Annotated in this window: 14 protein-coding genes and 1 pseudogene; 7 read left to right on the top strand and 8 right to left on the bottom strand. The window is 75.5% G+C overall.

Going from position 1 to position 18,449, the window contains the following annotated elements:
- Positions 1-66: 66 nt before the first annotated feature.
- Complete coding sequence (locus AC3EVP_RS13275; protein WP_435129595.1) at positions 67-927, bottom strand: NAD-dependent epimerase/dehydratase family protein; 861 nt, start codon at positions 925-927, stop codon at positions 67-69.
- A 241-nt stretch (positions 928-1,168) separates the two neighbouring features.
- On the opposite strand from AC3EVP_RS13275, the gene AC3EVP_RS13270 reads away from it, so the two are divergent.
- The 6 genes from AC3EVP_RS13270 to AC3EVP_RS13245 all read left to right on the top strand — a co-directional run bounded on the left by AC3EVP_RS13270 (position 1,169) and on the right by AC3EVP_RS13245 (position 9,367).
- Positions 1,169-2,101 (top strand): 5-dehydro-4-deoxyglucarate dehydratase, encoded by a 933-nt coding sequence (locus AC3EVP_RS13270; protein ID WP_435129592.1) that lies wholly within the window; start codon positions 1,169-1,171, stop codon positions 2,099-2,101.
- Between the two features lie 52 nt (positions 2,102-2,153).
- Positions 2,154-3,347 carry a hypothetical protein gene (locus tag AC3EVP_RS13265; protein ID WP_435129805.1) on the top strand — a complete coding sequence of 398 codons (1,194 nt, stop codon included), beginning with the start codon at positions 2,154-2,156 and terminating at the stop codon, positions 3,345-3,347.
- A 268-nt stretch (positions 3,348-3,615) separates the two neighbouring features.
- Complete coding sequence (locus AC3EVP_RS13260) at positions 3,616-4,311, top strand: TetR/AcrR family transcriptional regulator (protein ID WP_435129589.1); 696 nt, start codon at positions 3,616-3,618, stop codon at positions 4,309-4,311.
- Between the two features lie 224 nt (positions 4,312-4,535).
- Positions 4,536-5,678: an FAD-dependent oxidoreductase gene (locus AC3EVP_RS13255; RefSeq protein ID WP_435129586.1), complete on the top strand. Its 1,143-nt coding sequence runs from the start codon at positions 4,536-4,538 to the stop codon at positions 5,676-5,678.
- Between the two features lie 425 nt (positions 5,679-6,103).
- A complete protein-coding gene (locus AC3EVP_RS13250) occupies positions 6,104-6,571 on the top strand; it encodes a hypothetical protein (protein ID WP_335973340.1) in 468 nt (155 codons plus the stop codon).
- A gap of 6 nt (positions 6,572-6,577) precedes the next feature.
- Entirely contained in the window at positions 6,578-9,367 is a 2,790-nt protein-coding gene (locus AC3EVP_RS13245; RefSeq protein ID WP_435129582.1) for a tetratricopeptide repeat protein, read from the top strand.
- Between the two features lie 69 nt (positions 9,368-9,436).
- On the opposite strand, the gene AC3EVP_RS13240 is transcribed toward AC3EVP_RS13245, so the two are convergent.
- The 5 genes and pseudogenes from AC3EVP_RS13240 to AC3EVP_RS13220 all read right to left on the bottom strand — a co-directional run bounded on the left by AC3EVP_RS13240 (position 9,437) and on the right by AC3EVP_RS13220 (position 14,738).
- A complete protein-coding gene (locus tag AC3EVP_RS13240; protein WP_435129579.1) occupies positions 9,437-10,342 on the bottom strand; it encodes a hypothetical protein in 906 nt (301 codons plus the stop codon).
- 410 nt (positions 10,343-10,752) lie between these two features.
- Positions 10,753-11,274, bottom strand: a pseudogene (locus AC3EVP_RS13235) (SigE family RNA polymerase sigma factor); the annotation flags it as partial.
- 98 nt (positions 11,275-11,372) lie between these two features.
- On the bottom strand, positions 11,373-12,203 hold the full coding sequence (locus AC3EVP_RS13230; RefSeq protein WP_335973328.1) for a class I SAM-dependent methyltransferase: 831 nt from the start codon (positions 12,201-12,203) through the stop codon (positions 11,373-11,375).
- Positions 12,204-12,269: 66 nt separating this feature from the next.
- The gene (locus AC3EVP_RS13225; protein ID WP_435129576.1) at positions 12,270-13,784 is read right to left on the bottom strand and encodes an eCIS core domain-containing protein; all 1,515 of its coding nucleotides are present in this window, start codon (positions 13,782-13,784) and stop codon (positions 12,270-12,272) included.
- 183 nt (positions 13,785-13,967) lie between these two features.
- Positions 13,968-14,738, bottom strand: coding sequence for an IclR family transcriptional regulator (locus AC3EVP_RS13220; RefSeq protein WP_335973326.1), 771 nt, complete (start codon positions 14,736-14,738; stop codon positions 13,968-13,970).
- Between the two features lie 194 nt (positions 14,739-14,932).
- On the opposite strand from AC3EVP_RS13220, the gene AC3EVP_RS13215 reads away from it, so the two are divergent.
- Positions 14,933-16,465, top strand: coding sequence for an aldehyde dehydrogenase (NADP(+)) (locus tag AC3EVP_RS13215; RefSeq protein ID WP_435129573.1), 1,533 nt, complete (start codon positions 14,933-14,935; stop codon positions 16,463-16,465).
- 43 nt (positions 16,466-16,508) lie between these two features.
- On the opposite strand, the gene AC3EVP_RS13210 is transcribed toward AC3EVP_RS13215, so the two are convergent.
- Together AC3EVP_RS13210 and AC3EVP_RS13205 are read right to left on the bottom strand one after the other, a co-directional pair.
- Positions 16,509-16,883 (bottom strand): DUF488 domain-containing protein, encoded by a 375-nt coding sequence (locus AC3EVP_RS13210; protein ID WP_435129570.1) that lies wholly within the window; start codon positions 16,881-16,883, stop codon positions 16,509-16,511.
- Between the two features lie 59 nt (positions 16,884-16,942).
- Positions 16,943-18,415 carry an MFS transporter gene (locus AC3EVP_RS13205; protein ID WP_435129567.1) on the bottom strand — a complete coding sequence of 491 codons (1,473 nt, stop codon included), beginning with the start codon at positions 18,413-18,415 and terminating at the stop codon, positions 16,943-16,945.
- Between the last annotated feature and the right edge of the window lie 34 nt (positions 18,416-18,449).

The following is an 18,449-nucleotide window of genomic DNA, read 5'->3' as shown; positions in this document are numbered from 1 at the left end:
GCCCTTCCCGCCGTGCGCCCGCCCCCGCCGTACGACTGCCGTCCGGCTGTCGACACGTGCTGTCCGTCAGTACGGCCAGATCGGCGGGTCGGTGCAGAACGCGCCGCCGAGGTTCGCGTGGGCGGGGTTGTCCGGGTCCAACTCGCCCTGCTCGGCGATCAGTTGTGCGGCGAACACCTCGGAGTCGTCCTGCGGTTCGTAGCCCAGCGCCCGCGCCGAGGTGAGGTCCCACCACAGCCGGGTGTTCGCGGAGGAGCCGTAGACGACGGTGTGCCCGGTGGTGCCCGCGCTCAGCGCGGCGTGGAAGAGCTGGGCGCCGTCGGCGGGGCTCATCCAGACCGACAGCATCCGCACGTTCGACGGCTCGGGGAAGCAGGAGCCGATCCGGACCGAGACGGTGTCGACCCCGTGCTTGTCGGCGTAGAACTGCGCCAGGTCCTCCCCGAAGCCCTTGGACAGCCCGTAGAAGGTGTCGGGGCGGTGCGGGGTGCCGATCGGGATCAGCGGGTCGTCGCCCTGCGGGCGCGGGGTGAAGCCGACCGCGTGGTTGCTGGAGGCGAAGACCACCCGCGGGGGCGCGCCCCCGGTGCGGACGCCCTCCTCGCGGACCGCCTCGTAAAGGTGGTAGGTGCCCTGGATGTTGGCCGCGAGGATCTTGTCGAAGGTGGACTCCACGGAGATGCCCGCCAGGTGCAGCACCGCGTCCACTCCGCGGACCGCCTCGCGCAGCGCGTCCCGGTCGGCGAGGTCGGCGGTGATCGCCTCGGGTGCGCCGGCCGGGTCGCGGTCCGCCTCGCCCGGCAGCGGCTCGACCGGCCGTACGTCCAGCAGCCGCAGGTCGTATCCGTACGACGGCAGCAGCCCGCGCATCAAGGTGCCCAGCCCGCCGGCGGCGCCGGTGAGCAGGACGGTGCGAGGAGCGGTCATGGAGATGCCTCCTGGTTCGACGGGTTCGACTGGTTCGACGGCCGAGTGGGCCCGTGCAGCGTATGCAGACCCGCAGCGTATTCAGATACATGGACAATGGGGAGGGGGCGCCGGGGGCGCCGGGGAAAGTCCGTCCGCTTGACCCGTGCCCGGGGCCTCGCCTAGCGTGGCAGCGTTCATAAGTATGGACGTGAATCACAAGGGCGCACGACGCGCCGCACAGCTCCGAGGGGGACACCCGATGACCTCGCCCGCGCTCGCCGAGCGACTTGACGGTCTGCTGTTCTTTCCCGTGACGGCGTTCGACTCCGACGGCGCGCTCGACCTCGACGCCTTCCGCACGCACGTCCGGCGGGGCATCGAGGCCGGCGCCGCGGCCGCGTTCGTCTGCTGCGGCACCGGCGAGTTCCACGCGCTGACCCCCGAGGAGTTCGGCGCGTGCGTGGCCGCGGCCGTCGAGGAGGCGGCCGGCCGGGTCCCGGTGGTGGCAGGCGCCGGATACGGCACCGCGCTCGCCCTCCAGTACGCCGCCGTGGCCGAACGGGCGGGCGCCGACGGCCTGCTCGCCATGCCCCCCTACCTCGTGGTCGCCGACCAGCAGGGCCTGCTGCGCCACTACACCGCGCTCGCCGCGGGCACCGGCCTGGACGTCATCGTCTACCAGCGCGACAACGCCGTCTTCACCCCCGAGACGGTCGTCGCCCTGGCGAAGGTGCCGAACATCATCGGCCTCAAGGACGGCGTCGGCGACCTCGACCTCATGCAGCGGATCATCAGCACCGTCCGCGCCGAACTGCCCGGCCACCCCTTCCTGTACTTCAACGGCCTGCCCACCGCCGAACTCACCGGCCTCGCCTACCGCGGCATCGGCGTCACCCTCTACTCCTCGGCGGTGTACGCCTTCTCGCCCGAGATCGCGCTCGCCTTCCACCGCGCGCTCACCGCCGGCGACGACGACACCGTGCGCGCACTGCTCGACGGCTTCTACCTCCCGCTGGTCAACCTCCGCAACCAGGGCCGCGGTTACGCCGTCTCGCTGGTCAAGGCCGGGGTGCGGCTGCGCGGGCTGGACGTCGGCGAGGTGCGGCCGCCGCTGTCGGAGCCCACCGCGGCCCACGTCAAGGAGCTCGGCGAACTCATCGAGCGCGGCCTCGCGCTGGCCGGCGGGCGCTGACATGGCCACCGGCCGGCCTTCCGGCGCAGACGTCTCCGGCGCACCCGCCCCCCTGCGGACCTCCGCCTTCCTCTACCCCTGGGACGTCCTCGGCGACCCCGCGGCCGCCGACCGCGTCGCCGCCCTCGGCGTGCAGCAGGTCACCCTCGCCGCCGCCTACCACTCCACCCGCGCGCTGACCCCGCGCCACCCCGCCCGCCGCGTGGTCACCGCCGAGTACGCCGCCGTCCTCTACCCGCCCGACCCCGCCCGCTGGCAGCCGCATGCCCTGCGCCCCTACCCCGCGGGCGCCTGGACCGGCGGCGACCCCGACGCCTACGGTACGGCCGCGGCAGCGCTCGCCGCCGCGGGCCTGGACGTGCACAGCTGGGTGGTGCTCGCCCACAACTCCCGGATGGGCGCCGAGCATCCGGACACCAGCGTGGTCAACGCCTACGGCGACCGCTACCCGTGGGCGCCGTGCATCGCCCAACCCGCCGTCCGCGCCCACCTGGTGGAGCTGGCCGCCGAAGCCGCCCCCCGACCCGGCGCCCTCGGCACCGAGTTGGAGTCCCTCGGCTGGTACGGCCTGGCCCACCTGCACGCCCACGACAAGATCGGCGGGGTGCCGCTCGGCGACGCCGCCACCTACCTGATGTCGCTCTGCTTCTGCCCGCACTGCCGCGCGGGCTACGCCGGGCTCGGCGCCGACCCCGACCGCCTCGCCGCCGACGTGCGCGCCGCCCTCGGACCCGTCTGGGCCGGCGCCGCGGGCGGCGGGGAGCGGGCGGCGGGCCGCGACGGCATCGAGCGGCTGCTCGGCGCGGAAGCGACCGCCCTGACCTTCGACTGGCGCACCCGCACCGCCGGTTCGCTCCAGGCCGAGGCGATCGCCGCGGTCCGGGCCGCGGCCGCCCCCGGGTTCCAGGTGCTCATGCACGCCGACCCGCTGCCCTACCGCTGCGGCGCGAACGCCGGGGTGGACCCCGCGCACATCCTCGGCCACGCCGACGGCCTGGTGCTGCCCTGCACCGGCGGATCGGCCGTCCGCGAGGCGGTCCTCGCGCCGCTCGCCGCGCACCGCCGCGACGGCACCGTGCTCGCCGCGAACTTCACGGTCGTGTCCGGCATGGGCGGCAGCCCCGGCACCCTCGCCGCCGACGCGGCCCACGCCGCCGCCCTCGGCGCCACCGAACTGCGCCTCTACCACGCGGGCCTGGCGAGCGACGCCGACCTCGCCGCCCTCCGCACCGCCCTGCGCCCATAGCCGCCTCCGCAAAGCCCCTCCCCCCGCCATGCGGCCCGGAGGACGTCCCCGCCGACGGCGCGGGCCCGCTCTTCGGCGTGGGGGCGGGCCTCCGCCGGGGGCTGGCCATGGTGCCTGCGGCCGAAACGAGACCGACGCGGGTCCGGCGGCCCCTCGCCGATCCCGCTCCGCCAACGGATCGTTCGCGGCAACCGTCGTTCGCGGCGGGGACGAGAGGGGGCCGGACGACCCGCCGGTGCGGCCCGAACATGTTCGTTACGATCGGGTGATGACCGCGAGAAGAGAGCCGATCAGCCGCCGGGAGCGTCCGGCGAAGCCCGCCCTGTCCCGGCGCTGGATCGTGGACACCGCCGTGCGGATCATGCGGGAAGAGGGCCTGGGAAAGGTCACGATGCGCCGCCTGGCGCAGGAGTTGGATACCGGCCCGGCGTCGCTGTACGTCTACATCGCCAACACCGCCGAACTGCACGCGGCCGTGCTGGACTCCCTGCTCGGCGAGGTCGACCTGACCGGGCGGGACGGCGGTGAGGACTGGCGCGAGCAGCTTCGTGCCGTCATGGCGTCCTACACCCGGGTGCTGTTCGCGTACCCGCAGTTGGCGCGGGCCGCGCTCGTCGCCCGTCCGAGCGGCGAGCACTACCTGCGGCTGTTGGAGCGCGTCCTCGATCTCCTCTCGCACAGCGGCGCCGGTCGCGAGCAGGTCGCCTGGGGGGTGGACAAGCTGCTCCAGGACGCGACGGCCACCGCTGCCGAGCACGCGACGCGTGAGCACGACCCTTCCTCCGCGGACGAGTGGAACGCCACGGCGCGTGCGCTGCACGCCGTGGACGGCGCGACGCATCCGGCGATCGCCGCGCACATGCCCGCGCTGATCGGCGGCTCGGTGCCGGCCAGGATGCGCTGGAGCTTCGACGTCCTCGTCAACGGCATCACGCGCACACCGCTGCCGGAAGCAGGGGACTGATCCCGGGCGGGGTGACCGGCTCCGGCGACGAGGTCGCCGGGACGCGGCAGCCTCCCCGCCGTCTCTTGCCGCGGCGAGTCGAACTTGTTCGCAACGAACATGTTCGTTACCGTGGACGGAGTGAACGCGGCATCCCTCCTCCTCGCCGCGCAACCGCCCGTGCGAGCAGCCGTGCGCTGACGACCCGCGCACCGAGGTGTTCCCTTACTGCTTTCGGAGGCCCCATGAGCACCAGCCACGTCCCGATCGCGATCATCGGCGCGGGCCTCGGCGGCCTGACCGCCGCCCGTGTCCTGCACGTCAACGGCATCGGTTCGGCGATCTTCGAACGGGAGGCGTCGGCGGCGGCCCGTACGCAGGGCGGGATGCTCGACATCCACGAGGACGACGGGCAGAAGGCCCTGCGCGCCGCCGGCCTCCACGACGGCTTCCTCAAGATCGTCCACGAGGGCGGTCAGGCCATGCGCCTGCTCGGCCCCGACGGCACGGTGCGCGTGGCCGAGGAGGACGACGGCACCGGCGGCCGGCCGGAGGTGGACCGCGGTGACCTGCGGGACCTGCTGCTGGGCTCCCTGCCCGACGGCACCATCCACTGGGGACGGAAGGCCACCGGGGCCCGGGCGCTGGACGACGGGCGCCACGAGGTGACGTTCGCCGACGGCTCGGCCATCACCACCGATCTCCTGATCGGCGCGGACGGCGCCTGGTCCCGCATCCGGCCGCTGGTCTCCAGCGCCCGTCCCGCCTACACCGGCATCTCGTTCGTCGAGACCGACCTGTTCGACGCCGCCACCCGCCACCCATGCAGCGCCGAGGTCGTCGGCGGCGGGTTCTTCATCGCGCTGGGAGGCGAGCGAGGTGTCCTCGCGCACCGGGAGAGCGACGGCAGCCTCCACGTCTACACGGCGCTCAAGGCCGGCGAAGACTGGCTGGACACGGTCGACTTCACCGACCACGCCGCCGCCAAGGCCGCGGTCCTCGCCCGCTTCGAGGGCTGGGACGAGGGCCTGCGCGCCCTGGTCGCCGACGCGGACACGATCACCCCGCGCCGTATCCACGCCCTGCCCGTCGGGCACCGCTGGGACCGCACCCCGGGTGTGACGCTGCTCGGTGACGCCGCCCACCTGATGTCCCCCTTCGCCGGGGAGGGCGCCAACCTGGCCATGTTCGACGGCGCCGAACTCGCCCTGGCCGTCGCCGCGCATCCCGGCGACACCGAGGCCGCTCTGGCCGCGTACGAGGAGGCGCTGTTCCCGCGCAGCGAGGCGTCCGCCGCCGAGTCCGCCGCCAGCCTGGACAGCATGTTCGGCGAGCGGGGCCTGGAGCACATGGTCGCGTTCTTCACCTCCGGCCCGGCAGCCCGGTGACGCCGGCCCCTTCGGCCACCCCGCCCCCAGCCACCCGGTTCCCCGCCCGCCGGCCGACCCCGGCGTGGTCCTCGGCAAGCGGCGGCGGGCGCAGCGAGCGAAAGCTTCCCCCAGGCGCCGCAGGCCCTCTCCTGCCGGAGCACCCCGGGGCGCGGCGATCATGGGGGTACCGCCGCGCCCCGGCTCCTCCGCCCCCGCCGGGGCGGGAGGGTCGGTGCGTACCCATGTCGCCACCGGGGCGCGAGGGGTTGCCGTGGCGGCGCAAATATTTCCCGAAGCCGCCGGAAGAGGGTGCCGATGGCCCTGCGGCGCCGGCGCCCGGCACGCCGGCCGGCCTACGCGCTTCCCCTGACGCGGGCCGGCCGGCGCGGCATGATGGACACACGCGAAAGGAGCGCCGCAGCCCCGGACCTCGAGGAGGATGCATGCTGGAAGCAGCCGCGGACCTGGCCCTGTCGGGCGCGACGACCGTGGTGGCGGCGATGGCGACCGACGCGTGGGCGGGCGCCCGTGACCGGCTGGCCCGGCTGTTCGGACGCTCCGGCGGCGCCCAGCAGGCATCCCTCGACGCCCAGTTGGAGGGAAACGCGGCCCTTGTGGCGCAGGCCGAGGACGCCGAGCGCGTGCGGGCGGCCCTGGTCCCGGTGTGGCAGCTGCACTTGGAGGGCTTCCTGCGCGAACACCCCGAGGCCGCGGACGAGTTGCGCGTCCTGCTGAGCGAGATCCGCTCCGCGCTGCCCGAGGACCGGCGGGCCCAGGTCCAGATGAACGTCGCCCGCGACAACGGCCGGGTGTTCGCCGCCCAGGGCGGCGACGTCATCGTGCACCAGGCGCCGGAGAACCCGCCGGGCGCACCCGGGCCCGGCGCCGGCCCCGCAGCGGATCGGCGGTGACCGGCGGTGGCACCGCCGGCGACCCCGCCCCCTGACACCGGGGGCGACCGCCAGGTCGTCCAGGTCGAAAGCGGCTTCGGCTACGGCGTGGTCGGTGCCGACCTGCACGTCTTACCGGACCGGGGCCCGGTCTACCTGCTCGGTGAGCACCGCGCCACCGCGCAGCCGGACCCGCACTGGCTGCTGGCCCAGCCCAGCCGGCTGCTCAACGCCCGCTTCCGGCTGGTGGAGTTCACCGGACGGGCGCGGGAGCAGGCCGAGTTGGCGGCCTGGCGCGACGCGGACGGGCCGCGGCTGGCGGCCCGGTGGCTGCACGGGCCCGGCGGCCAGGGCAAGACGCGGCTGGCCGCCGAGTTCGCCGAGCAGAGCGCGGCCGCCGGGTGGAAGGTCGTCAGTGTGACGCACGGCCCCGGCACGGCCGCGCCACCCCCGGGCAGCCACGCCCTGGAACCTGGCGCCGCCCCCGGCATCCTGCTGGTCGTCGACTACGCCGACCGCTGGCCGCTGACTCACCTGACCTGGCTGTTCAGCAACAAACTGCTGCACCGCGACCTCCCGACCCGGTTGCTGCTCCTCGCCCGCTCGCTCCACCCGTGGCCGCCGATCCGCGCCGCGTTGACCGAGCTCCAGGCCCGCACCGACGCCTGCCTGCTCCGGCCCATCGGCGACAGTGGCGACGGCGGCCGTGGCAACAGCGACAGTGGCTACGACGGCGGCCCCGGCGGCAGCGACAGTGGCTACGACGGCGGCCCCGGCGGCAGCGGCACCGGCGCCGCCGCGGACGCCGCCCGGCGCCGGATGTTCACGGTGGCGCGCGACTGCTTCGCCCACCGCTACGGCGTCCGCGACCCGACGGCCGTCGAACCGCCCGGCCCGCTGCGGCACGCCGACTTCGGCCTCGTCCTCACGCTGCACATGGCCGCGCTGGCCGCCGTCGACTCCCACGTCCGGGGCGGCCGGCCCCCGACCGACCCCGCGGGCCTGTCCGCCTACCTCCTGGACCGCGAACTGCGCCGCTGGACCCAGCTCTTCGAGAACCAGGTCGAGGGCCTGGACTTCCGCACCCCGCCCGAGGACATGGCGCGGGTGGTGTTCGCCGCGGCGCTCACCGGTCCCACTGCCCGGCCGCGGGCCAAGGACATCGTGCGCGGCCTCGACCTGGAACTCCCCCCGGGCCGGGTGCTCGACGACCACGCCGCCTGCTACCCGCCCGCCGAGCCCGGCGCGGCCCTGGAGCCGCTGTACCCGGACCGGCTCGCCGAGGACTTCATCGCCCTCTCCCTGCCCGGCCACACCACGACCAGCCACCCCGCCCGGTCCTGGGCGTTCCCCGTCGCCCAGGCCCTCGGCCGGGCCGCCCCCGACGGCTCGCCGCCCGGCCACATCGGCCGCACCATCACCTTCCTGACGGCGGCAGCCGGGCGCTGGCCCCATGTGACGGCCCACCTGTCCCAGATCCTGGCAGCGGACCCCGGACTGGCGCTGGAGGCGGGCGGCCCGGCGCTGACCGCCCTCGCCGGCCTCGACCTGGACACCGGACTGCTCGAAGCGCTGGCCGCGCGCTTCCCCGACCGCCATGTCGACCTCGACACCGGCATCGCCTCCGTCGCGGCGGCCCTGGCCCGGCGCTACCCGGCGACGACCCACCCGCACGCCCGCGCGGACGCCCACTTCACCCTGGTCTACCGGCTCAACGACGCCGGTCTGCACCAGGAGGCGCTGGCGGCGTCGCAGGAGGCGGTGCGCCTCTACGAGCGCCTGGCCGGCACGGACCCGGCCGGCTACGAGATCGCTCTCGCCCGGGCCCTGCACAACCACGGCCACGTCCTCGGGCGGATGGGACAGCTCCGGGAGGGCCTGGCCGCGACGGAGCAGGCGGTGGCGGTCTACCGGCGCCGCACCGCCCGCGGTGCGCTGGCCCGGCTGCTGCGCTCGCGGCGCCCGGGCCCCTACGACGCCGACCTCGCCACCTGCCTGCTCAGCCTGGGCAGCCGGCTGGCCGAGGTGGGCCGTGAGGAGGAGGCCCTGACGGTCACCGAGGAAGCGGTGGCGGTGCGCCGCCGGCTGGCCGCGTTCGACCCCGCGGCCGCCGACGAGGACCTGGCCGACTCCCTCGCCAACCTCGGCATCTACCTGTCCGGGGTGGGCCGGGGCGAAGAGGCGCTGGGGCCGGCCCAGGAGGCGGTGGACGTCTACCGGCGGCTGGCCGCGCGCGACCCGCAGGCGTACGAACCCAACTTCGCGTCCTTCCTCAGCAACTTCGCCCTGCACCTCATCTATGCCGACCGGGCACGGGAGGCGCTGGGCCCGTCCGAGGAGGCCGTCGCGCTGTACCGGCGGCTGGCCGCGAGCAACCCGCACGCCTTCGAGGACGGCCTCGCGCGGGCCCTGCACAACCACGGCCTCGCGCTGGCGGACACCGACCAGGAGGCGCAGGCCCTGGCGGTGACCAGGGAGGCGGTGGAGTGGTACCGGGCGGCCGGTGCCAGGAGCCCGGCCGCCGTCGAGCCCGAACTCGGCGCGGCCCTCACCCTCTTCGCCCAGGTAAGGGCGGGCGCGGGCCGGGAGCAGGACGACGCGCTGCGGGCCGCCGAGGAGGCGGTCGCCCGCTACCGGCGGCTGACCGAGGAGACCCCGGGCGCGTTCGACGACCGGCTGCGCAACGCCGTCCGCGCCGCCGCGCGGGTGCTGGACGGGCTCGGCCGCACACGGGAAGCCGCGGAGCTGCGGCGCGCCCACGGCATCGACGAGGGCACCGGCGAGGGCAGCGGCGGCGGTTCGGCGCCCGGCGGCTGAGGGCACCCCGGTCGGCTGCCCCGGTCGGCTGTCCTGCCCGGTTGTCCCGCCCGGTTGCCCCGCCCGCGGTCAGAACCCGCCGGTGCAGGTGGCCGGTCCGGCCGGCCCGTCGGCGGTGACGGTGTAGCGGTCGGCGGAGGTGGCGCGGTCGCGGGCGGCGTGGTCGAACTGGCCGGCGAAGGTGTACGTGCCCGGCGGCAGCGTCTGGCCCGGGTTGAGCGTCCAGCGGTAGAGCAGGTCGCCGCCGCTGGTCGAGACCGAGGTGGTGACCCCGCTCGCCGAGGTGTAGCTGCTGTTGCTGTCGACCTCGCCCGACCGCCCGGACACGCGCAGTTCCACGGTGAGCGAGGCCAGCGCCACCGTACTGGTCACCTTGACGTCGTCCTCGGTCCAGTAGGCGTTGCTGTTCGGGTCGACGCTGCCGCCGGAGGTGACCCCGCCGTTCGCGTGGCCGGTCCCGGTCCCGGTGGCGGGCGTGGACGGCCCGGTGCCGTCGGGTGCCGCGGCCACCCCGCCCGCGGACGGTGTGCGGGTCGGCGCCTTCCCCTGGCCGCGGGTGGTGGGGTGCGCGCTCGGCGTCGTACGGCCCGGGTGCGGGGCGCTGTGCTGCTCGACCGGGCCGGACCGGGCCGCGCCCCCGGAGGCGTCCGACGGCGCGGGCCGCGGCGCTGTGGCGCTGGCGGCGCCGGACGTCACCGCGCCGTGCCCGGGGGCGCCGCCGTCGCCGCTGACCTCGCCGACCGCGAGGCCGCCGATGGCGATCGCGGCGGCCACGGCCGCGGCTGCCGCGCTGACCCGCATCCAGGGGGCGGGGGAGTGCTCCCGGGGCGCCGCGTCCGGGGCGGCAGCGTGCGCCGGCCCGCACTCCGGGGCGGCGATCGCACGTTCCACCCGGGCGAGCATCCGCTCCCGGTCCGGGCGGTGCGCGTCGGCCGCCTCACGCAGTTGTCGTGGCAGATGCGGCAGTTCGGTCATCGCAGTTCCCGTCCGGTGTGCGTACGCGGGCGTGCCGTGGGACGCTCCGATCCCGGTAACGGTGCCGCCGCGCCTGGTTCTGCGCCGGTCCCCGCCGCGGGAGCGCTCCCGCGGACCGGCGTACTGTCCCCCGTCCGTGCCTGCCGCCCTGTCTCGGCGCCCTCGCCGTCGCCTTCCGGCTCGGGCTCCCCGCCCCGGTCGCCGGTGCAGGGAGCCGCCAACTCGGCGGTCTGCGTGGGGCGTTGCGCCGCAAGGAGGGTAGCGCGTGCAACGGTGTCCACGGCGTTCGCGCCCTCCTGGGGACGCGCCGGGGCGGGCGCGGGAGCCTTGGCCAGGGCGGGCGCCGCCCGTACGGCGGTCGCGGTCGCAACCGGTGCCTGTGCCGGCGCCGGCGCCGGGCGGGGCGTCCGGGGCGGCTCGGCCGGCTGGGCGAGCAGCCGCTCCAACTCCGCCACCCCGCGCGAGGTCTGGCTCTTCACGGTGCCCACGGAGATGCCCAACGCCTCCGCGGTGTCCTTCTCCGACAGGTCGAACGCGTGCCGCAGCACCACGCACGCCCGCTTGCGGAACGGCAGCCGCTGCAACGCCTCCCGCAGGTCCAGCACCGCGGGCACGTCCGGCTGCTCCGTGACCCGTTCGGCCCGCTGCGACCAGAACAGGGCGACCCTGCGCCGCTCCCGGACCGCGCTGCGGATGCGCGAGCGGGCCAGGTTGGCCACCACCCCCCGCGCGTACGCCACCGGGTGCTCGGCCGCCCGCACCCGGTCCCAGTGCCGCCACAGCGCCACCAGCGCGTCCGCCGCGAGGTCGTCCGCGGTGTCCGCCTCACCCGTCAACAGGTGGGCGAGGCGGGCGAGTTCGGCGTAGTGCTGTTCGAAGAACGCGTGGAAGGCGGCCGCGTCGTCGGCCTCGGCGCCGTGCTCGACGGACATGCCCACGGTCACCTCTTCCTGCCCGGACCTCCGCGCTACGGCGCGGCGCGAGCGTAGCAGCGGGGTCCGGGCCGGCGGCAGAGGCCGGGAGCGCCGACTTACCGCCGTACCGAGCGCTGCACGACGGTGATCAGGGCCAGTTCGAACTCGCCCTCCGCGGTCTCCGGGCGCGCGGCCAGATACGAGCGCACCCGCTCGACCAGCGCCTCCCGCTCGGCCGGTTCGCGGGTCAGCGCGTGCGAGTGGGTGCCGATCGTCGCGGCCAGCGAGTCGGCGGTACGCCGCTGGGTGTGCGGGAAGTACGCCTCCTCGACCGGGAACAGCTCGGGGTGGGACCCGATCGAGCGGTCCCGGGACCAGGTGCGAAAGCCCAGCCGGCTCGCCAGGACCGTGCCCAGGCCCGCGACCCAGTCGACCCGTTCGTCGTCGGTGTTCCACAGCGCGCCCAGCACGCCGCCGGGCCGCAGCACCCGGGCGATCTCCGGCAGCGCCCTGGTCTGGTCGAACCAGTGCAGGGCCTGCCCGGCGAGCACCGCGTCCACCGAGGCGTCCGGCAGCGGGATCTCCTCCGCGCCGCCCTGGAGCGCCCTCACCCCGGGTGCGTAGCCGCGCAGTTCGGCGAGCATCTGCCCGTCGGGCTCCACCGCGGTCACCCGGTGGCCGAGTCCGGCGAGCACCGCGCTCAGCTTGCCGGTGCCCGCGCCGAGGTCGAGGACGTCCAGGGTGCGGTCGGCCGCCCCGAGCCCGGCGTCCAGCGCGGGCTGGAGCGCCCAGCGCACGCCGTTGGCCGGGTAGTCGGGCCGGTGCCGGGAGTACGCGGCCGCCGCCGCGCCGAAGGACGAGGCGAATCTGCCGATCGTCTCCGGGGAGAACTTGTCGATGCCGCCGGTGTCTTCCGTGCGGGTCCCGCCCGCGTTCACGTCAGCCATCCCCCGAATCTACGGCGCCCCGCCCGGAGTCCGGCTCCCCCGGGCGGGCGACTGACCGCTCCCGTCCTAGACGGCGGGTGCCTTCGGGTTGACGTTCTTCGCGAGGAGCTCGTTCATCTCCGCATGGGCCACGGACGCCTTGCTGTTGCTCTCGTCGTGGAAACGCAGCAGGTAGTGGTACATCACGGCGACGCACTTGTCGCGGCTGCGGTACTCCGCGTTGTCGGTGAGTTCCAGGCGCTCGGAGATCTCCCTGATCTTCCCGTCGGGCGTGGTGTAGAGCGGGTGCCACATCAGGGTGACCGCCGGGTTGAGCCGCTGGATCATCCGCAGTTGGGGGATCTCCTGCGCGATCAGGACGCTGTCGGGGTTGTAGGCCCGCAGGAAGACGTGCACCGGGCCCGTGGCGCGCTCGACGAACGCGGTGGACAGCACGTTCCACAAGGGCGCCTGGAGCTTCCAGTTGGCGTGCAGCTCCAGTTGGTCGACGACCTTGCCGAGCCGGGTGAACTCCAGCGAGGTGTGGCCCTTGCCGTGGGCGTAGACGCTCACGTCGAAGCCGCCCGACCACAGCGCCAGCGTCGGGGTGGTGATCCGCAGGTGGTCGCCGACGAGGTTGACCAGCTCGCGGAACCAGGTGTTCGAGGCCCGGATCTTGCGGCGCTCCGCGGAGTCGATCGACGGGTCGGCGGACTTGCGGTTCAGCACCTCCTGCTCGGCGATGCCGCCCAGCAGCAGCTGCCAGGCGCTCTCGATCACGTCCGCGGGGAAGCCGCCGGCCTTCATCATCTTCTGGAACACCGCCCATTCGGGGTGTTCCTGGGCCCGGTCCGCGAAGTGCTCCGTGGGCGCGGCGGCGGAGGGCTTGCGGCGTTGCAGGGCGGGCGCGGCCCCGTCGCCGGCCGTCGCGTCCTGGGCGGCCGGTTCGGCGGCGGGGGCGCTGCCGGACATGACGCGCCGGGCGTTCTCCTCGGCGGCGACCTCGAAGCGGTCGGACGGGTCGGAGATCCTCATCCCGTTGCCGTGGTCCGTCCCCGCGACGGGGCCCTGCCGCTGCTGGAGGACGTGCGTGAGTTCGTGGGCGAGCGTGTGGCGGTCCCCGCCGCCCTCGCCGATGACGATGTGGCTGCCGGAGGTGTAGGCGAGGGCGCCGATCTCCTGCGCCGACCGCTTGGCCACCGCGTCGTCGTGGATGCGTACGTCGCTGAAGTCCGCGCCGCCGAACCGTGCCTGCATGTCGTGCAGTTCAGGCTCCGGCAGCGGCTGCCCGGCACGGCCCAGCACGTCGTGCGCGGCCGTCCGCCGCTGTACCGGGCCGCCTTCGGGTTCCGGCGCCGCCTGCTGGTGCGCGCAGGACGGGCCGTGCGTGTGGCGCTGGGTCTCCAGCAGGTGGGCGACGCGGGCGTTGCCGACCGAGCGCTGCAAGGCGATGACGGACGCCGGTGAGTGCCCGCCCGGCAGCTGCCCGGCGGCAGCGGCGGCGGCCCTCCCCAGTCCCTCGGCGGACGGCAGGGCAGTGGGCTTGCGCGGTACGGCTCCCTGGTGTCGCTCGGCGCTCGCAGCCTGCTTTCGCTCCTGCACGTACTCACTCCTTCGGTGCGTCACACGGACGGCCGCCGGCGCGCGGTACGGCAAGAAACGCGGGAGCGCGCCGGACGTTCGTGCGGGTAGCGTACGTGCCCCGCCGGGCAATCGCGCGTGCACCGGGGCAAGTTCTGTGGCGATGCGCCCTCGCTGCGGGGACTGCGGGCCGCAACGGGGCCCTCAGAGGCGGCGGGTGGCCAGCAGGAGGCGGTCGCGGGCGTCGAAGAGGGTGTCCTTGATCATCTGCTCGTGCCCGGGGGTGAGCCGGGCCACCGGCACCGAGCAGCTGACCGCGTCCCGCGCGGGGGTGCGGTAGGGGATGGCGATGCCGAAGCAGCGCAGCCCGAGGGTGTTCTCCTCGCGGTCCACCGCGTACCCCTGCTCGCGGATGGCCGCCAGCTCCTCGATCAGCTTCTCGCGGTCGGTGTGGGTGTGTTCGGTGAGCGGCTCCAGCGTCTCCGGGAGCAGCCCCCGCACCTGCTCGTCGGTGTAGGTGGCCAGCAGCGCCTTGCCCAGCGAGGTGGAGTGCGCGGGCAGGCGGCGGCCGACGCGGGTGAAGGGCCGCAGGTAGTGCTGGGACTGGCGGGTGGCGAGGTAGACCACGTTGGTGCCGTCGAGCCGGGCCATGTGGATGGTCTCGCTGGTCTCGTCGGAGAGCCGGTCCAGGGTGGGCCGGGCGGCGGCCACCACCTCGTCGCCGTCGATGTACGACGTGCCGACCAGCAGCGCGCGCACCCCGATGCCGTACCGCGTGCCGGTCGCGTCGGTCTCGATCCACCCCAGCTCGACCAGGGTGCGCAGCAGCATGTACAGGCTCGACTTGGGGTAGCCGACGGACTCCTGGACGGCGGCCAGGCTGTGCATGCCGGGGCGGCCCGCGAAGAACTCCAGCAGTTCGACCGTGCGGACCGCGGACTTGACCTGGGAACCGGCCCCCTCGGCAGCAGCCATCGCGTCTGACCCCTCTTGTTCGGCCGGGCCGCGTGGACGTAGGCTCCGGGCGTAGATTCACATGTGAAGACGTTGTTCAGTATAGAGAACGAGCGGGTCGGGACAACGGGCGCCGGGGAACAACCCGGGCGCACCGGCGGGCGATCGGCTCGCCCGGCAGCCGGCCGGCCCGCACACACGGAGGTGGAGATCCGGTGGCAGCAGTACCAGTCTGGAGCGTGGACCCCCGAACCGGGAAGCAGCGCGAGCAGGTCGCCGTCGAGGCCACGGCCGACGACGTCGACGCCGCCGTACGCGCCGCCGCCACCGCGCTCCCCGGCCTCGCCGACCGTAGCGCACGGGCCCGGCTGCTGCGGACGGCCGCCGGCCTGCTGGAGCGCGACGCCGAGCGGGTGATCGCCGCCGCCGACGCCGAGACCGCCCTCGGCACACCCCGCCTCACCGGCGAACTGGCCCGCACCGCCTTCCAGTTGCGCACCTTCGCCGACGTCGTGGACGAAGGCGCGTTCCTCGACGTGATCATCGACCACCCGGACCCGGACGCCAAGCCCATCCCGCGGCCGGACCTGCGCCGCTACAAGATCCCGCTCGGCGTGGTGGCGGTCTACGCGGCCAGCAACTTCCCGCTCGCCTTCTCCGTCCCCGGCGGCGACACCGCGAGCGCGCTCGCCGCGGGCTGCCCGGTCGTGGTCAAGGCCCACCCGGACCACCCGGCCACCTCCGAGCTGACCGCGGGGCTGCTGCGCGAGGCCGCGGTCGCGGCCGGGCTGCCCGCCGACACCGTCGTGCTGCTGCACGGCTTCACCGCCGGCGTCGAACTGGTCCAGCACCCGCTGGTGGCCGCGGCCGGCTTCACCGGGTCGGTCGGCGGCGGCCGGGCGCTGTTCGACGCGGCCGCCGCCCGCCCCCGCCCGATCCCCTTCCACGGCGAACTGGGCAGCCTCAACCCGGTGGTGGTCACCCCCGCCGCTGCGGCCGAGCGGGCCGAGCAGATCGGCACGGGCCTGGCCGGCTCCTTCACCCTCGGCAGCGGGCAGTTCTGCACCAAGCCCGGCCTGGTGCTCACCCCCGCCGGCGCCGACGGGGACCGGCTGGTCGCCGCGCTCACCGCCGCCGCGGACAGCGCCCCCGCCGGGGTCCTGCTCGACGGGCGGATGCGGGAGAACTTCCTCAAGGGCACCGCCGCCCGCGCCGCGCTGCCCGCCGTCACCGCACCGGTCGCCGCGGGCGGCGCCGCCGACCCGCTCGCCGTCCGCCCCGGCTACGTCGTGGCCGACGCCGCGGAACTCGCCGCCCCCGGCGCGTACGACCTGCTGCTGGAGGAGTGCTTCGGCCCGCTCACCGTGGTCGTCCGCTACGACGGCGCCGGCCAGCTCGACGCGGTGCTCGACCGCCTGCCGGGCAACCTCACCGCCACCGCGCACCTCGGCGCCGACGAGGCGGCCGACCCCGACGGCCCGGCTGCCGCACTGCTCACCCGGCTGACCGCACTGGCCGGCCGGGTCCTGGTCAACGGCTGGCCCACCGGCGTCGCAGTCACCGGCGCCCAGCACCACGGCGGCCCCTACCCGGCCACCACCTCCACGTCCACCTCCGTCGGCGCCACCGCCATCGAGCGCTGGCTGCGCCCGGTCGCCTACCAGGACACCCCGCCCGCGCTGCTCCCGCCCGAACTGCGTGACGACAACCCCCACCGCGTCCCGCAGCGCGTCACCGGCCGCCCCTGACCGCCGCGGCAGCCGCGCCCCCGTACGATCCCGCTCCCTGCCGCTACGACGCGTCGCCGTCGCGCAGGGAGTCCAGGAGGACGGGGACGTGGCTGTGGTCGGGGTGCTTGACCGCCGTCAGCAGGGTCACCGGCCGGGAGGCGGCCAGGTCGCGCAGGTGGGCGAGGTCGTCCGCCAGGTCCGGGGCGCTCAGTTCCGCGCGGTAGCGGTCGGTGAACTCGCCGTACCGGTCCTCGTGGGCGTGGAACCACTTGCGCAGGTCGGCGGAGGGGGTCACCGATTTCGGCCACTCGTCGATGCCGGCCGCGTCCTTGGACACCCCGCGCGGCCACAGCCGGTCGACCAGGACCCGTACCCCGTCGTCCTTCTCGGGCGGGTCGTAGACCCGGCGCACCTTGAACCCCTTGCCGGACGCCATGGCGGACCTCCTCGGCCTCGGTGGAAACCCCCGGCCGAAAGCCTGCTGCCCGGCCGGCCTCATTCCCTCCCCCCTCCCAGCTTGCGTCCTCCCGCCGCGGACGTCTCGCCCCGCGCGCCGCGCAGCCCGTACGCGGTGGCCAGGGCGGCGGCCGCCAGCAGCACCGCCGCGATCAGCAGCCCCCGGCGCATCCCGGCCACGAAGTGCGTGCCGTCGCCGACCAGCGCGCCGAAGACCGCCACGCTGAACGCGCCCGCCACCTGGCGCCCGGCGTTGAGCACGCCCGCCGCCATCCCGGCCCGCTCACCCGGCACCGCCCCCATCGCCGCGGCCGTCAACGCCGGCACCGCCAGCGCGGCGCCGAGGCTGAGCGGCACCATCGCGACCGCGGTCAGCACCGCGGGCGTGCCCGCGCCCACCGGCAGCAGCACCAGCAGCCCGACCACCGCCCCGCCCTGCCCGACCAGCATCGGCGCCCCGGGCCCGTGGCGGTCGGTGATCCGGCCCGAGAGCACATTCATCACCGAGATCACCAGCGTCATCGGCAGGAACATCAGCCCCGCGGTCAGCGCCGACTCGCCGCGCACCTGCTGGAAGAACAAGCTGAGCACGAAGACCCCGCCGAAGAACCCGAACGTCACCGCCGCGCCCGAGGCGATCGCCGTCGCCGCGGCGCCGTTCCGGAACAGCCCGAGCGGCACCACCGGGTGCGGGTGCCGGGCCTCGACCCGCAGGAACGCGGCCAGCGCCAGCACCCCGACGGCGCCCGCCACCGCGCCCGCCGCGCCGCCCTCGATCACCGCGTAGGTCAGCGCGGCCAGCGCCACCACCGCCGTGGCCTGCCCCGGCAGGTCCAGCGGCGCCGGGCGCCGCGGGGAGCGGGCCACCCGCGTGGACAGCGCCAGCGCGGCCGCGCCCACCGGCAGGTTGACGAAGAAGACCGCCCGCCAGCTCCACGCCGTGGTCAGCGCGCCGCCGGCCACCGGGCCGAGCGCCACCGCGATCGACCCGCCCGCCGCCCACACCGCGATCGCCCGCGCCCGCCGGCGCGCGTCGGGGAACGCCTGGCGCACCAGCGCCAGCGACGAGGGCAGCACCACGGCCGCCGCGCTGCCCTGAACCACCCGCGCGGCCACCAGCAGCGCCAGGTCCGGCGCCAGGCCGCACGCCACGGACGCGGCGGTGAACACCGCGGCCCCGACCGCGAACGCGCGGCTCGCGCCGACCCGGTCCGACAGGGCACCGGTGGACAGCATCAGCGACGCGAACGCGAGCGTGTAGCCGTCCACGACCCATTGCAGGGCGGACAGGCCGCCGTGCAGTTCGCGGCCCATGGCCGGCAGGGCGACATTGACCACGGACGTGTCGAGGGTGACCAGGAAGAACCCGATCACCGCCGCGACCAGGGTCAGACGGGGGGAGGAGCCGGCCGGCGACGGGTCCGCGCCGGCGGGTGCCGCCGCGGGGGACGGGAGCGGTTGCTCCCGGCAGGACGGGAGGTGCGGCTCGGGGGTGACGCGTTCCTGTGGCATGCGTTCAGCGTGCCGAGCGCGGCCCGCCTACAGT

The sequence above is a fragment of the Actinacidiphila sp. bgisy144 genome, from assembly GCF_057708105.1.
The sequence above is the reverse complement of the archived record's forward strand: the minus strand, read 5'-3'. Positions and strand labels throughout refer to the sequence as shown.

What these genes read in the sequence shown, in the direction of transcription:
- AC3EVP_RS13255 (WP_435129586.1), top strand. Translation starts at nt 4,536, where the DNA reads ATGAGCACCAGCCACGTCCCGATCGCGATCATCGGCGCGGGCCTCGGC.
- AC3EVP_RS13275 (WP_435129595.1), bottom strand. Translation starts at nt 927, where the DNA reads ATGACCGCTCCTCGCACCGTCCTGCTCACCGGCGCCGCCGGCGGGCTG.
- AC3EVP_RS13250 (WP_335973340.1), top strand. Translation starts at nt 6,104, where the DNA reads ATGCTGGAAGCAGCCGCGGACCTGGCCCTGTCGGGCGCGACGACCGTG.
- AC3EVP_RS13210 (WP_435129570.1), bottom strand. Translation starts at nt 16,883, where the DNA reads ATGGCGTCCGGCAAGGGGTTCAAGGTGCGCCGGGTCTACGACCCGCCC.
- AC3EVP_RS13260 (WP_435129589.1), top strand. Translation starts at nt 3,616, where the DNA reads ATGACCGCGAGAAGAGAGCCGATCAGCCGCCGGGAGCGTCCGGCGAAG.
- AC3EVP_RS13205 (WP_435129567.1), bottom strand. Translation starts at nt 18,415, where the DNA reads ATGCCACAGGAACGCGTCACCCCCGAGCCGCACCTCCCGTCCTGCCGG.
- AC3EVP_RS13230 (WP_335973328.1), bottom strand. Translation starts at nt 12,203, where the DNA reads ATGGCTGACGTGAACGCGGGCGGGACCCGCACGGAAGACACCGGCGGC.
- AC3EVP_RS13270 (WP_435129592.1), top strand. Translation starts at nt 1,169, where the DNA reads ATGACCTCGCCCGCGCTCGCCGAGCGACTTGACGGTCTGCTGTTCTTT.
- AC3EVP_RS13240 (WP_435129579.1), bottom strand. Translation starts at nt 10,342, where the DNA reads ATGACCGAACTGCCGCATCTGCCACGACAACTGCGTGAGGCGGCCGAC.
- AC3EVP_RS13220 (WP_335973326.1), bottom strand. Translation starts at nt 14,738, where the DNA reads ATGGCTGCTGCCGAGGGGGCCGGTTCCCAGGTCAAGTCCGCGGTCCGC.